Genomic DNA, 13,838 nt, shown 5'->3' with positions numbered 1-13,838 from the left:
CCGGGGGACGCGGTGCGCGCGCGGCCCTGGGAGGGGGTGCGGGGCGGTGTCGTGCCGTGGGGGCGGCGCTGGTCGCGGCGGTGCGGGGGACGGGCACCGGCGCGGTGCTGTGTCCTGGTCATGACCTTGTTCATGGGACGGACCCCGTTCGACGGGCCCGGGAGCCGCCCCGGCTCGGGGGAAGGGGCGGTACCGGGCAGTAACTTCCTGGTGGGGGATCTTGTACGGGGCGCGGGGGCACGGCGGCAAGGAGAGACGGGGCGCGTCGCGGGCCCGCCGGAATTCACTTATCCGGGTGACCGGGCGGCGGCCGGGCCGGAACCGGAGCGGGAGCACCGGGTGAATCACGGGACGGAGGTGGACGCCCGCGAGCCCCGGGGCAGGAACCCGATGGGGGACACCCGCACGTATCCTGAAGGCCCTGCGGACCCGCTGTGTCAGCCCCGGTCCGCACCCGCCCGAGAACCAGGAAAGCGGCCCCGCCATGCGCGTCTACGTCCCCCTGACCCTTCCCGGTCTCGCGAAGGCCCACGAGTCGGGTGAGCTGGGCGACGGTCCGCTGGTCGCCTACGCGGTGACCCCGGCGCTGCGCGAGTGGTACCTCTCCGACGACATCGAGGAGCTGGAGTACGCCGCGCTGAACCGCGCCGCGCTCGCCTCCCTGCGGCTGCTGGCGGCCGACCCCGGCGCGCCGCGCCGCCGGGTCGTCGTCGCGGTGGACGTGCCCGACCGCTCGGCGTCGGTGGACCCCGACCGGGGGCTCGACCCCGCCGCCCTGGGCGAGGTGCGGATCACCGGCCCCGTGCCGCTGGCGAAGGCGGCGGCGGTGCACCTGGACGCGGCGGACGCCACGACGGACGTGGCCGCCGCGGCGGACGCGCTGCCCGCGGCGGACGCCGGGGACGACGACGCCCGGTTCACCGTGGACGGCGCCGAGGACCACGAGCTGCTCTGGTTCGCCACGCAGGAGATCCCCGGCCTCCTGGGCGGGCAGGACTGACACCGGCCCCCTCAGGGCTGGTACCGGCCCCTCCGCGCCCCGGGCACGGGACCGCCCGACGGCCCGCCCCGTGCCGATGGTCGGTGGCGGCGGGTACGTTTTCCGGCATGGGGACGCACAGGGACGCGCACATCGTCTGGGACTGGAACGGCACGCTGTTCCACGACGTCGACGCGGTCATCGGGGCGACGAACGCCGCCTTCGCCGAGCTCGGCCTGGAACCGCTGACGCTGGAGCGGTACCGGGAGCTCTACTGCGTGCCGGTGCCGAAGTTCTACGAGAGACTCCTGGGGCGGCTGCCGAGCGAGGCCGAGTGGGAGCTGATGGACGCGACGTTCCACCGGTACTACACCGAGCACCGGGTGCGGTGCGGGCTCGCGGAGGGCGTGGCGGAGCTGCTCGCGGGGTGGTCGTCGGCGGGGCGCAGCCAGTCGATCCTCAGCATGTACGGACACGAGGAACTCGTGCCCCTGGTCCGCGGCTTCGGCATCGAGCCGCACTTCCTGCGGGTCGACGGGCGGACGGGGCCGTCCGGGGGCAGCAAGGCGGAGCACATGGTGCGGCACCTCAGCGCCCTGACCGGCGTCGCCCCGGACCGCACGGTGGTGATCGGTGACGCCGCCGACGACGCGCTGGCCGCCCGGCACGTGGGCGCGCGGGCCGTCCTCTACACCGGGGGTTCGCACAGCCGGGCCAGCCTGGAGGCGGTGGGCGTGCCGGTCGTGGACACGCTGGCGGAGGCGGTCGCCGAGGCGGAGCGCCTGGCCTCCTGACGCGTCCGGCCGGCGGAGGCCGCCCAGGAAGCCGCCGGCCGCTCGCATGAGCGGGACCCCGCGCGGAGGATGCCTGTCCGGGCGCCCGGGCACACTGTGCGAAACGTCAAACTTCCACCCCCGGTTTTGTACACATACGGCTCATGACGGGCCCCCTGTGGAGAGCGATAGCCTTGGTGGCGTGATCAGCGCGATACGTCGCGGGGACATGGACGTCCCCGCTGTGCGCCCGGCGAGCACGGACCACATCCGTGACCGGGTGGCGGTCGCTGACCCCCACGAGCGGGACGGGGCCCGGAGGGCACCCGGGACGCGGATCCTCCCACCGGCGGCACCGAGAGCGGCGTCACACCGGTCGGACGCGTCGACATCGGCCGAGAAGCCCCCGCTCCACCCATCTCGCGGCATAGCGTCGGTACGGACCGGACACCCCGCGTCGTATCAGCACACCGCGAGCGCGGGCATCGTATTTCCTTCTACGTCACGCAACGGCGCGCGACAGGAGTCAGAGGACAATGCAGACCAAGCTGGACGAAGCCAAGGCCGAGCTGCTCGAGAGGGCCGCCCGGGTAGCTGAGAACAGCCCGGCCGGGGGGAAACTACCGACTGGGACGACCGAGCCGAGCACACCCGACCGGGAGTCCGTGCTCGCGTTCCTCCAGCGCTACTACCTGCACACCGCCCCGGAGGACCTCACCGACCGTGACCCGGTCGACGTCTTCGGAGCCGCTGTCTCGCACCACCGGCTGGCCGAGAACCGCCCGCAGGGCACGGCCAACGTCCGGGTGCACACCCCGACGGTCGAGGAGAACGGCTGGACGTGCACCCACTCCGTCGTCGAGGTCGTCACCGACGACATGCCCTTCCTCGTGGACTCCGTCACCAACGAGCTGACGCGCCAGGGCCGCGGCATCCACGTCGTCATCCACCCGCAGGTGGTGGTGCGGCGGGACGTCACCGGCAAGCTGATCGAGGCGCTTCCGGTGCCTCCGTCCGACGACCTCCCGCACGACGCCCACGTCGAGTCGTGGATCCACGTCGAGATCGACCGTGAGACCGACCGCGGCGACCTCAAGCAGATCACCGCCGACCTGCTGCGCGTGCTCTCCGACGTCCGTGAGGCCGTCGAGGACTGGGGCAAGATGCGCGAGGCGGCGACCCGGCTCGCCGGGAACCTGCCCGACGAGCCCGTGCCCGACGACGTGCCCGAGCAGCAGGTCGACGAGGCCCGTGAGCTGCTGCGCTGGCTGGCCGACGACCACTTCACCTTCCTCGGCTACCGCGAGTACGAGCTGCGCGACGACGACTCCCTCGGCGCCATCCCCGGCACCGGCCTCGGCATCCTGCGCTCCGACCCGCACCACGCCGCCTCCGAGGGCCACCCGGTCAGCCCGTCCTTCGAGCGGCTGCCCGCGGACGCCCGCGCCAAGGCGCGCGAGCACAAGCTGCTCGTGCTGACCAAGGCCAACAGCCGGGCCACCGTGCACCGGCCCTCGTACCTGGACTACATCGGCGTCAAGAAGTTCGACGCCGACGGCAACGTCGTCGGCGAACGGCGCTTCCTGGGACTGTTCTCCTCCGCCGCCTACACCGAGTCCGTCCGCCGGGTGCCGGTGATCCGCCGCAAGGTCGAGGAGGTCCTGGAGCGCGCCGGGTTCTCGCCGAACAGCCACGACGGACGCGACCTGCTCCAGATCCTGGAGACCTACCCGCGCGACGAGCTGTTCCAGACGCCCGTCACCGAGCTCCAGGCCATCGTCACCTCCGTGCTCTACCTCCAGGAGCGGCGGCGCCTGCGTCTCTACCTGCGCCAGGACGAGTACGGGCGCTACTACTCCGCCCTCGTCTACCTGCCGCGCGACCGCTACACCACGCCGGTGCGCCTGCGGATCATCGACATCCTGAAGGAGGAGCTCGGCGGCATCAGCGTCGACTTCACCGCCTGGAACACCGAGTCGATCCTCTCCCGGCTGCACTTCGTGGTCCGCGTCCCGCAGGGCACCGAGCTGCAGCACCTGTCCGACAGCGACAAGGAACGCATCGAGGCCCGGCTGGTCGAGGCCGCCCGCTCCTGGGAGGACGGCTTCCACGAGGCGCTGAACGCCGAGTTCGGCGAGGAGCGCGCCGCCGAACTGCTGCGCCGCTACGCGGGCGCCTTCACCGAGGGCTACAAGGCCGACCACACCCCGCGCAGCGCCGTCGCCGACCTGGTCCGCCTGGAACAGCTCGACGAGGAGAAGAACTTCGAGCTGAGCCTGTACGAGCCGGTGGGCGCGGCCCCCGAGGAGCGCCGCTTCAAGATCTACCGCAAGGGCGAGGCCGTCTCCCTGTCCGCGGTGCTGCCCGTGCTGCAGCGGCTCGGCGTCGAGGTCGTCGACGAGCGGCCCTACGAGCTGCGCTGCGCCGACCGCAGCGTCGCCTGGATCTACGACTTCGGCCTGCGCCTGCCCAAGGTGCCCGCCTCGGGCGCCGACTACCTCGGCGACGACGCCCGCGAGCGGTTCCAGGAGGCCTTCGCCGCGACCTGGACCGGAAAGGCGGAGAACGACGGCTTCAACGCCCTGGTGCTGAGCGCCGGACTGACCTGGCGGCAGGCCGTGGTCCTGCGGGCCTACGCCAAGTACCTGCGCCAGGCCAACTCCACCTTCAGCCAGGACTACATGGAGGACACCCTCCGCAACAACGTCCACACCACCCGGCTCCTCGTCTCCCTGTTCGAGGCGCGGATGTCGCCGGACCGGCAGCGCGCCGGCCACGAGCTGGTGGACGCCCTGCTGGAGGAGGTCGACGCCGCGCTCGACCAGGTGGCCTCCCTGGACGAGGACCGCATCCTGCGCTCCTTCCTCACGGTCATCAAGGCGACGCTGCGCACGAACTTCTTCCAGGAGGCCTCCGGCGGCCGTCCGCACGACTACGTCGCCATGAAGTTCGACCCGACGGCCATCCCCGACTTGCCGGCCCCGCGCCCGGCGTTCGAGATCTGGGTGTACTCGCCGCGCGTCGAGGGCGTGCACCTGCGCTACGGCAAGGTCGCCCGCGGCGGCCTGCGCTGGTCGGACCGCCGGGAGGACTTCCGTACGGAGATCCTCGGACTGGTCAAGGCGCAGATGGTGAAGAACACCGTCATCGTGCCGGTCGGCGCCAAGGGCGGCTTCGTCGCCAAGCAGCTCCCCGACCCGAACGTGGACCGGGACGCCTGGATGGCCGAGGGCGTCGCCGCCTACAGGACGTTCATCTCGGCGCTGCTGGACATCACCGACAACATGGTGGCCGGCGAGGTCGTGCCGCCCGCCGACGTCGTCCGGCACGACGAGGACGACACCTACCTCGTCGTCGCGGCCGACAAGGGCACCGCCCGGTTCTCCGACATCGCCAACGAGGTCGCCGAGTCGTACAACTTCTGGCTCGGTGACGCCTTCGCGTCCGGCGGCTCCGCCGGATACGACCACAAGGGCATGGGCATCACCGCCCGCGGCGCCTGGGAGTCCGTCAAGCGGCACTTCCGCGAACTGGGCGTGGACACCCAGAGCGAGGACTTCACGGTCGTCGGCATCGGCGACATGTCCGGTGACGTGTTCGGCAACGGCATGCTGCTCAGCGAGCACATCCGGCTGGTCGCCGCCTTCGACCACCGGCACATCTTCGTCGACCCCGACCCGGACGCGGCCGTCTCCTACGCCGAGCGGCGCCGCCTGTTCGAGCTGCCCCGCAGTTCCTGGGCGGACTACAACACCGAGCTGATGTCGGCGGGCGGCGGGATCTTCCCCCGCACCGCCAAGTCCGTCCCGGTCAGCCCGCAGATGCGCGAGGTCCTCGGCCTGGATGAGGGGATCACCAAGATGACCCCGCCCGAGCTGATCCGGGCGGTCCTCAAGGCCCCGGTCGACCTGCTGTGGAACGGCGGCATCGGCACCTACGTCAAGGCGTCCACCGAGTCCAACGCCGACGTCGGCGACAAGGGCAACGACCCGATCCGCGTCGACGGCAAGGACCTGCGGGTCCGGGTGATCGGCGAGGGCGGCAACCTGGGCATGACCCAGCTCGGCCGGATCGAGGCCGCGCTGCACGGCATCAAGAACAACACCGACGCCATCGACAACAGCGCGGGCGTGGACACCTCCGACCACGAGGTGAACATCAAGATCCTGCTCAACGGCCTGGTCGCCGACGGCGACATGACCGTCAAGCAGCGCAACAAGCTGCTCGCCGAGATGACCGACGAGGTCGGCACCATGGTGCTGCGCAGCAACTACGCGCAGAACACCGCGATCGCCAACGCCCTGGCCCAGTCCAAGGACATGCTCCACGCCCAGCAGCGCTTCCTGAAGCACCTGGTGCGCGAGGGCCACCTCGACCGGGCCCTGGAGTTCCTGCCCACCGACCGCCAGATCCGGGAGCGGCTCGCCGCCGGTCAGGGCCTGACCGGCCCGGAGACGGCCGTGCTGCTGGCGTACACGAAGATCACGGTCGCCGAGGAGCTGCTGCACACCTCGCTCCCCGACGACCCGTACCTGAAGGTGCTGCTGCACGCCTACTTCCCGACGGCGCTGCGCGAGCGGTTCCTCGACCGGATCGACACCCACCCGCTGCGCCGCGAGATCACCACGACCGTCCTGGTCAACGACACCGTCAACACCGGCGGTACGACGTACCTGCACCGGATGCGAGAGGAGACCGGGGCGTCGCTGGAGGAGATCGTCCGGGCGCAGACCGCGGCCCGCGCGATCTTCCGCGCCGCGATGGTGTGGGACGGCGTGGAGGCCCTCGACAACAAGGTCGAGGCCGACGTCCAGACCCGGATCCGGCTGCACTCGCGCCGGCTGGTGGAGCGCGGCACGCGCTGGCTGCTCAACAACCGGCCGCAGCCGCTGGCGCTCGGGGAGACGGTGTCGTTCTTCTCCGAGCGGGTGGAGCTGGTCTGGTCGCAGCTGCCCAAGCTGCTGCGGGGCGCGGACCTGGAGTGGTACCAGAAGATCCACGACGAGCTGACGGGCGTCGGGGTCGGTGACGAACTCGCCACCCGGGTGGCGGGCTTCTCCTCCGCCTTCCCGACCCTCGACATCGTGTCGGTGGCCGACCACATGGGCAAGGAGCCGCTGGACGTCGCCGAGGTGTACTACGACCTCGCCGACCGGCTGCGCATCACCCAGCTGATGGACCGCATCAGCGAGCTGCCGCGCACCGACCGGTGGCAGTCCATGGCCCGCGCCGCGATCCGCGAGGACCTGTACGCGGCGCACGCGGCGCTGACCGCGGAGGTCCTGGCGGTGGGCAACGGCACGTCGACGCCGAGCCAGCGGTTCGAGGTCTGGGAGGAGCGGAACGCGGCCCTGCTCGGCCGGGCCCGCACCACGCTGGAGGAGATCCAGAGCTCCGACACCTTCGACCTGGCCAACCTGTCGGTGGCCATGCGGACGATGCGGACGCTGCTGCGCCAGCACTCCTGACGGAACGCCCACGGGGGCGTCCCGGGCCACCGCGGCCCGGGACGCCCCCGTGGCGTCGTCAGGGGGACTCCCGGAGTCCCGGCGTCTCTCAGGACGGCAGCGGTGCGGCCTCGGGAGCCGCCTTGCGCGCGGGCTTGGGCCGGGCCTTGCGGGGGCGGTCGCCGGTGTCGCCGGTGAACTTCTCGTACTCCTTGAGGACGTCCTCCGTCGGCCCGTCCATGCGCAGTTCACCGCGCTCCAGCCAGAGCGCGCGGTCGCAGGTGTCGCGGATGGTCTTGTTGTTGTGGCTGACCAGGAAGACCGTGCCGGCCTGCTCGCGCAGCTCCCGGATGCGGGCCTCCGAACGCTTGCGGAAGGACCGGTCGCCGGTGGCCAGCGCCTCGTCGATGAGCAGCACGTCGTGGTCCTTGGCGGCGGCGATGGAGAAGCGCAGGCGGGCGGCCATGCCGGAGGAGTAGGTGCGCATCGGCAGGGTGATGAAGTCGCCCTTCTCGTTGATGCCGGAGAAGTCGACGATGTCCTGGTAGCGCTCCCTGATCTCCTCGCGGGACATGCCCATCGCGAGCCCGCCGAGGTGGACGTTGCGTTCCCCGGTGAGGTCGCTCATCAGCGCGGCGTTGACGCCGAGGAGCGAGGGCTGGCCGTCGGTGTAGATGCGGCCGTTCTCCACCGGGAGGAGCCCGGCGACGGCCTTGAGCAGGGTCGACTTGCCGGAGCCGTTGGAGCCGATCAGGCCGATGGCCTCGCCCCGGTAGGCCACGAACGACACGTCGCGCACCGCGTGCACCCGGCGCACGCCGGCCGCCTTGCGGGCCTTCTCGCGGCGCAGGATGCGGTTGAGGGCGGCGGTGGCGGAGCCGCGCCCGCCGCGCGTGCCGTTGACCTCGTAGACGATGTCCACGCCGTCGGCGATGACGGTGGGGATCTTCGCGTCGGTGTGCTCAGCCACGGCCGTAGGTCTCCTCAGCCTTCCAGAAGTAGATGAAGCCGATCCCGCCGGCCAGCAGCGCCCAGCCGAGCCCGAAGGCCCACACGTGCGGCGGCAGGTAGGAGGAACCGTAGTCGTCGATCATGGCGAAGCGGACCAGGTCCATGTAGACGGCCGCCGGGTTCCACTGGAGCACGTCCGCCAGCCAGGTGGGGACGTTCTTGTCGGCGAGCATGGCGGGGATGCTGAACATCACGCCCGAGGCGTACATCCAGGTGCGCAGCACGAACGGCATCAGCTGGGCCAGGTCGGGGGTGCGGCTGCCCAGCCGGGCGAAGATCAGCGCCAGGCCGGTGTTGAAGACGAACTGCAGCAGCAGCGCGGGCGCCACCAGCAGCCACGACCAGGTCGGCATGGAGCCGAACGCCACGACCACCACGACCAGCACGATCATCGAGAACAGCAGCTGCTGGAGCTGCTGGAGCGCGAACGAGACCGGCAGCGAGGCGCGCGGGAAGTGCAGCGCCCGCACCAGGCCCAGGTTCCCGGAGATGGCCCGCACCCCCGACAGCACCGAGGTCTGGGTGAACGTGAACACGAACACACCCGTCACCAGGAACGGCACGTAGATGTCGCTCGGTATGCCTTTCCGGGCGCCGAGCAGCAGGCCGAAGATGAAGAAGTACACCGCCGCGTTCAGCAGCGGGGTCGCCACCTGCCACAGCTGGCCCAGCTTGGCCTGGCTGTACTGCGCGGTGACCTTCGCCTGCGAGAACGCCAGGATGAAGTGCCGCCGCCCCCAGAGCTGACGCACGTACTGGGGGAGGGACGGCCGGGCGCCGCTGACCGTGAGGCCGTGGCGGGCGGCCAGGGCCGCGAGGTCGTCCCCGCCGGCCGGCCGGCCGGGGGACGCGGCGGGCGGTGTGTGGAGGGCCTGACTCACATCCGCTGCTTTCGCTAGGGGGACGGGGCAAGAGAGCTGCCGACGCGTCGGAACGGCACCGTATCGTCGCCACGCGAGCGTAAGTCGAATGAACGTCGGAACGCAACCGTATCGTCGTCACGCCCTATGCTGGTCGGCATGACGACGAACGCCGAGGAGCCCCAGCCGCGTCCGCGCCGCCGGGCCCCCGCCGGGGCCGCCGTCCTGCGGGAGGACGTGACGGAGGCGATCCGGTCCGCCGTCTTCGAGGAACTGGCCGCCGTCGGCTACGCGCGGATGTCCATCGAGGGCATCGCCCGCCGCGCGGGCGTCGGCAAGACCGCCGTCTACCGCCGCTGGCGCTCCAAGCTGCACCTCGTCCTCGACCTCGTCTCCGCCCTCGCCGTGCAGGGGCTGCCCGCACCGGACACCGGCTCGCTGGAGGGCGACCTCCGGCTGCTGTACGAGGTCACCGCCCGGGCCCTGCGCCACCCGGTCGCCTCGCAGATCCTCCCGGACCTCCAGGCCGAGGCGGCCCGCAACCCCGAGATCGCCGACGCCCTGCAGAAGGCGCTCCGGGAGGGCCAGGACGGGGTCGCCCTCGGCATCGTCACCGCGGCCCAGGGGCGCGGCGAACTGCGTCCCGGCCTCGACCACGCCCTGGCCCTCGACCTCATCTCGGGCCCGCTGTACTGGCGGTCGGTCGTCATCCGCGACCCCAAGCCGCCCAAGGGCTACCTGGCGGCCCTGACCCGGGCCACCACGGCGTCGCTCAAGGCGCTCTGAGACCCACCACGGGACCGGCCGCCGGGGGAGGGCCCCGGCGGTCCGGGACCCCGAGGCCGGTTCAGCCCCGCGCCGCCTCCGGGTGCCGCAGCAGCCAGCCGCCCCAGGCCGACCTGATCATGTCGTCGACGCCGAGTCGGGCCTTCCAGCCGAGCCGGGCGGCGGCGCGGTCCGCCGAGGCGACCACGCGGGCCGGGTCACCGGGGCGGCGGCCGGTGACGACGGGGGCGAGGCCGTGGCCGGTGAGCGCGGTGACGCGGTCGGTCATCTCCCGGACGGAGACGCCCTCGCCCCGGCCGATGTTGAGGGTGAGGTCCCGGCCGGGGGAGGCGCGCAGGGCGCGGGCCGCGGCCACGTGCGCCTCGGCCAGGTCGACGACGTGGACGTAGTCGCGCACGCAGGTGCCGTCCGGGGTCGGGTAGTCGTCGCCGAAAACCCGCGGCGGCTCCCCGGCGGTCAGCTTCTCGAACACCATGGGGACCAGGTTGAACACACCGGTGTCGGCGAGTTCCGGGCGGGCCGCCCCGGCCACGTTGAAGTAGCGCAGGCAGGCGGTGGACAGGCCGGCGGCCCGGCCGGCCGCGCGGACCAGCCACTCGCCGGCCAGCTTCGTCTCCCCGTAGGGCGACAGGGGCAGGCAGGGGGTCTCCTCCGTGACCAGGTCCACGTCCGGCGTGCCGTAGACCGCCGCCGAGGACGACAGGACGAAGGACGGCACCCCGGCCGCCGTCACCGCGTCGAGCAGGACGCGCAGGCCCTCGACGTTTTCCCGGTAGTAGTGCAGGGGGCGCTCCAGCGACTCGGCGACCTGCTTCTTGGCCGCGAGGTGGACGACGCCGGTGACCTCGTGGTCGGTGAGGGCGCGCGCCACCCGCTCGCCGTCCAGGGTGGAGCCGACGACGAGCGGCACCCCGTCCGGCACCCGGTCGGCGACCCCGGTGGACAGGTCGTCGTAGACCACCGTCCGTTCCCCCGCCTCGGTCATCGCCTCCACGATGTGCGCCCCGATGTACCCGGCGCCACCGGTGATCAACCAGGTCATGTGCGGCCGTCCCCTCGTCGTTGGCCCGTACTGGTGCGTGCGTGTGCGTGTGTGTACGCGGCCCGGCCGTCCGGGGTCCGTCCGGCGGCCGGTGCGGACCTCAGTGAACCAGGCGCCGCAGCCGCGCGCGGGAGACCGCGACGAGACCGCGTGCCCCGGCCGCGACCCGCAGCGCCAGGGAGCCCGAGTGGGTCGCGTACGGCTGCACCAGCAGCACGCCGTGCCGGCCGTTCGGGACCACGCGGCGCCGCAGCAGGCCGGGGCCGGCGACCGCGTGGGCGGTGACCTCCCGGTCCGAGCCGTCCCGGAACCGCACCCGCAGCCGCAGGTCCCAGGCGCCGTGGCCGAGCGAGGCCAGCTCTCCCGGGCGCACGGCGGTCAGGGAGGTCCAGCCGCCGTCGGTGGACGCCCGCAGCGGCACGGTACGGCGCACGGTGGTGCCGTCCGGCCCGCGGTGCCGCCACTCCACGTCCAGCGCGAGCGGCCCCACGAGCTCCACCCGGCCGTACAGGTCGTGCAGGCGCAGCCGCAGCACGCCGCGGCCGCGTGCGGTCAGGCGCAGTTCCGCGTCGACCGCGAGGGGGAGCTGCCGGACCGGCCGGGTCAGCAGCTGCTCCAGGCCGACGCCGGGCAGGTCCTCCGACCAGCAGGGCGTGCCGTCCGCCGAGCGGGCGTAGGGCGGGCACAGCCGGGCCGGCCGGGACGCCAGTTCCCGGAGCCGGGTCAGGTCGCGGGGTTCGGGGGAGGCCAGCAGCACCCGGGCGATCAGCCGCCCCGGCGCGACCGGGTCGCGGTCCCGGTCGGCGGCGTCGTACTCGGCCAGGAACTCCCGGGTGTGCGTCCACCACGCGCGCCGGTGGGCCTCGTCCCGCTGCGGCAGCTCCCGCACGTACCTGCGCAGGTCGTGGTCGAGGAACGCGGCGCGGGCCGCCCGGGCGAGGTCCTTCTGCCCGGCGTCCAGCAGGGTCTCGTGGGCCGCCCGGTGGGCCCGGGTGCGGGCCTGCCAGTCGCCGGAGAGCGACAGGCGGCGGGCGGACCGGTGGACGCGCCGGACGTACACCCGGTCCGGTATCAGGGCGATCCGGGGCCGGGCGGCCCACAGGCGCGCGGTGAAGACGACGTCCTCGTGGGGGGCGTGCTCCTCGGGGAAGCGGATGCCGTGCTCGCGCAGGAAGGCGGTGCGGTAGAGCTTGCCGACGCTCAGGGTGTCGTGCGCCAGGCGCGGATTCCGCTCCGGAGCGGGGAGCACGGCCGGTTCGGCGTACAGCGACGCCTGCCAGGGGATCTCGCGGCCCGAGGGCAGCTCCCGCCGGACGCACAGCCCGCCCGCGACCTGGGCGTCCGCGCCGTCCGCGGCCCGCAGCAGCGCGTCCACCGCGCCGGGCGGCAGGGCGTCGCCGCTGTCGAGGAACATCACGTACGGCGCGGTCACGGCGTCGAGCCCGGTGTCGCGCGGGGTGCCGTCGCTGCCGGCGGGGTGGCGGACCACCCTCAGGCGCGGGTCGGCGGGCGGCCGGCCGAGGCCGTGGGTGTCGACGGCGACGACCTCCCGCACGGCCGGCCCCTGGCCCAGCGCGGAGCGCACGGCGTCGGTCACCCGGGCGGAGTCGTCGGATCCGAGGACGACGACGGCGACGGTGTCGTGGGGAACGGGGCTGAGATCGGGGTGCATGGCGTCCCTGGGGCCGGTGATGCGGACGGATTACGGGTCTTTTGCCCGCCCTGGGCCGTCCTGTACACGTCGGGTCGCGGTCACGCCTCCGCGGCGGCCGCGTCGAGGGCGGCGGTGAGGCTGTCGAGGCGGGCCCGCAGGTCCCGGATCTCGTCGAGGTCGAAGCCGGTCGCGGCGGTGATCCGGCGCGGCACGCGCAGGGCCCGCTCCCGCAGGGCGGTGCCCTCCGCGGTCGGGCGGACCTCCACCGAGCGCTCGTCGCGGGCGCTGCGCTCGCGCACCACGAGTCCGGCCGCCTCCAGCCGCTTGAGCAGCGGGGACAGGGTGCCCGAGTCGAGGCGCAGGTGCTCGCCCAGCTTCTTGACGGGCAGGGTGCCGTGTTCCCAGAGCGCCAGCATCACCAGGTACTGGGGGTAGGTGAGTCCGAGGTCCTTCAGGGCCACGCGGTACAGGCCGTTGAAGGCGCGGGACGCGGCGTGCAGGGAGAAGCAGATCTGCTGGTCGAGGCGGAGCCAGTCGTCCTGGGGCGGGCCCGGGGCGGAGGTGCTCGGGATGGAGGTCGTCGCTGCCATGTCTCCCAGGGTAGCTCCGACCCCATTCAATTGCGCACAACTAAATTGTGTGCTCTACTCATGGTCGTGAGGCGGCCGGGAGCACGCACCGGACGGCCGCCCGCCCCGGACATCCACAGAGGGAAGGCATTTCATGAACGCGCTCTACACCGCCGTCGCCACCGCCACCCACGGCCGGGACGGCCGCGCCGTCACCTCCGACGGCAAGCTGGACGTCGGCCTCACCGCCCCCACCGAGCTGGGCGGCAGCGGCGCGGGCACCAACCCGGAGCAGCTGTTCGCCGCCGGATACGCGGCCTGCTTCGGCAGCGCCCTCGGTGTGGTCGGCCGGGCCGCCAAGGTCGACGTGAGCGAGGCCGCGGTGACCGCCGAGGTGGTCCTCGGCAAGCAGGGCGAGGGCTTCGCGCTCGCGGTGACCCTGCGCGTCGAGCTGCCCGACGGTCTGGACGAGGCGACCGGACGCAAGCTGGTCGAGCAGGCCCACCAGGTCTGCCCCTACTCGAACGCCACCCGCGGCAACATCCCGGTGGACCTCGTCATCGAGTGACCTCCGCGGGCCGGGACGGCGCCGCCCGTCCACCGGCGTCCCCGGCCCCGGCGGCCCCGCCGCCGACCCGCGCCAGCACCTCCCCCGTCCGTCCGCTCCACGCCACCACCACCGCCTCCGCGGGCAGCGGCGTCCGGGGCGTCAGCAGC

The 13,838-nt window shown here is 72.9% G+C and carries 10 protein-coding genes; 5 read left to right on the top strand and 5 right to left on the bottom strand.

From position 1 onward, the window contains the following. The first annotated feature begins 484 nt into the window (after positions 1-484). The 3 genes from G3I53_RS12295 (at position 485) to G3I53_RS12285 (ending at position 7,220) form a co-directional block, all read left to right on the top strand. Positions 485-1,000, top strand: coding sequence for a hypothetical protein (locus G3I53_RS12295; RefSeq protein WP_164438334.1), 516 nt, complete (start codon positions 485-487; stop codon positions 998-1,000). Positions 1,001-1,107: 107 nt separating this feature from the next. Beyond that, positions 1,108-1,773, top strand: coding sequence for an HAD family hydrolase (locus G3I53_RS12290; protein ID WP_164338252.1), 666 nt, complete (start codon positions 1,108-1,110; stop codon positions 1,771-1,773). 515 nt (positions 1,774-2,288) lie between these two features. Beyond that, positions 2,289-7,220: an NAD-glutamate dehydrogenase gene (locus G3I53_RS12285; protein ID WP_164338251.1), complete on the top strand. Its 4,932-nt coding sequence runs from the start codon at positions 2,289-2,291 to the stop codon at positions 7,218-7,220. 88 nt (positions 7,221-7,308) lie between these two features. On the opposite strand, the gene G3I53_RS12280 is transcribed toward G3I53_RS12285, so the two are convergent. Together G3I53_RS12280 and G3I53_RS12275 are read right to left on the bottom strand one after the other, a co-directional pair. Continuing rightward, complete coding sequence (locus G3I53_RS12280; RefSeq protein WP_164338250.1) at positions 7,309-8,169, bottom strand: ABC transporter ATP-binding protein; 861 nt, start codon at positions 8,167-8,169, stop codon at positions 7,309-7,311. After that, on the bottom strand, positions 8,162-9,019 hold the full coding sequence (locus G3I53_RS12275; protein ID WP_203616963.1) for an ABC transporter permease: 858 nt from the start codon (positions 9,017-9,019) through the stop codon (positions 8,162-8,164). Before G3I53_RS12275 ends, G3I53_RS12280 begins: the two co-directional genes overlap by 8 nt. A gap of 210 nt (positions 9,020-9,229) precedes the next feature. On the opposite strand from G3I53_RS12275, the gene G3I53_RS12270 reads away from it, so the two are divergent. Next, positions 9,230-9,856 (top strand): TetR/AcrR family transcriptional regulator, encoded by a 627-nt coding sequence (locus tag G3I53_RS12270; protein ID WP_164333956.1) that lies wholly within the window; start codon positions 9,230-9,232, stop codon positions 9,854-9,856. Positions 9,857-9,917: 61 nt separating this feature from the next. Here the strand turns inward: G3I53_RS12270 and galE are convergent, their stop codons facing one another. The 3 genes from galE to G3I53_RS12255 form a co-directional block, all read right to left on the bottom strand. Beyond that, complete coding sequence (galE, locus tag G3I53_RS12265; RefSeq protein WP_164438332.1) at positions 9,918-10,898, bottom strand: UDP-glucose 4-epimerase GalE; 981 nt, start codon at positions 10,896-10,898, stop codon at positions 9,918-9,920. 100 nt (positions 10,899-10,998) lie between these two features. Next, positions 10,999-12,570 (bottom strand): glycosyltransferase, encoded by a 1,572-nt coding sequence (locus G3I53_RS12260; protein WP_164438331.1) that lies wholly within the window; start codon positions 12,568-12,570, stop codon positions 10,999-11,001. A gap of 80 nt (positions 12,571-12,650) precedes the next feature. Next, positions 12,651-13,142, bottom strand: coding sequence for a MarR family transcriptional regulator (locus G3I53_RS12255; protein ID WP_164335057.1), 492 nt, complete (start codon positions 13,140-13,142; stop codon positions 12,651-12,653). A 133-nt stretch (positions 13,143-13,275) separates the two neighbouring features. Between G3I53_RS12255 and G3I53_RS12250 the strand changes: the two genes are divergently transcribed. After that, a complete protein-coding gene (locus G3I53_RS12250) occupies positions 13,276-13,689 on the top strand; it encodes an organic hydroperoxide resistance protein (protein ID WP_164335055.1) in 414 nt (137 codons plus the stop codon). Positions 13,690-13,838 lie beyond the last annotated feature (149 nt).

Origin of the sequence: Streptomyces sp. SID14436 (genome assembly GCF_010548465.1) — a bacterium.
GTDB lineage: Bacteria > Actinomycetota > Actinomycetes > Streptomycetales > Streptomycetaceae > Streptomyces.
The sequence above is the reverse complement of the archived record's forward strand: the minus strand, read 5'-3'. Positions and strand labels throughout refer to the sequence as shown.

Bases quoted from the DNA above. Each gene is read 5' to 3' on its own strand.
- galE (WP_164438332.1), bottom strand. From the start codon at position 10,898: ATGACCTGGTTGATCACCGGTGGCGCCGGGTACATCGGGGCGCACATC.
- G3I53_RS12285 (WP_164338251.1), top strand. From the start codon at position 2,289: ATGCAGACCAAGCTGGACGAAGCCAAGGCCGAGCTGCTCGAGAGGGCC.
- G3I53_RS12270 (WP_164333956.1), top strand. From the start codon at position 9,230: ATGACGACGAACGCCGAGGAGCCCCAGCCGCGTCCGCGCCGCCGGGCC.
- G3I53_RS12290 (WP_164338252.1), top strand. From the start codon at position 1,108: ATGGGGACGCACAGGGACGCGCACATCGTCTGGGACTGGAACGGCACG.
- G3I53_RS12260 (WP_164438331.1), bottom strand. From the start codon at position 12,570: ATGCACCCCGATCTCAGCCCCGTTCCCCACGACACCGTCGCCGTCGTC.
- G3I53_RS12255 (WP_164335057.1), bottom strand. From the start codon at position 13,142: ATGGCAGCGACGACCTCCATCCCGAGCACCTCCGCCCCGGGCCCGCCC.
- G3I53_RS12295 (WP_164438334.1), top strand. From the start codon at position 485: ATGCGCGTCTACGTCCCCCTGACCCTTCCCGGTCTCGCGAAGGCCCAC.
- G3I53_RS12250 (WP_164335055.1), top strand. From the start codon at position 13,276: ATGAACGCGCTCTACACCGCCGTCGCCACCGCCACCCACGGCCGGGAC.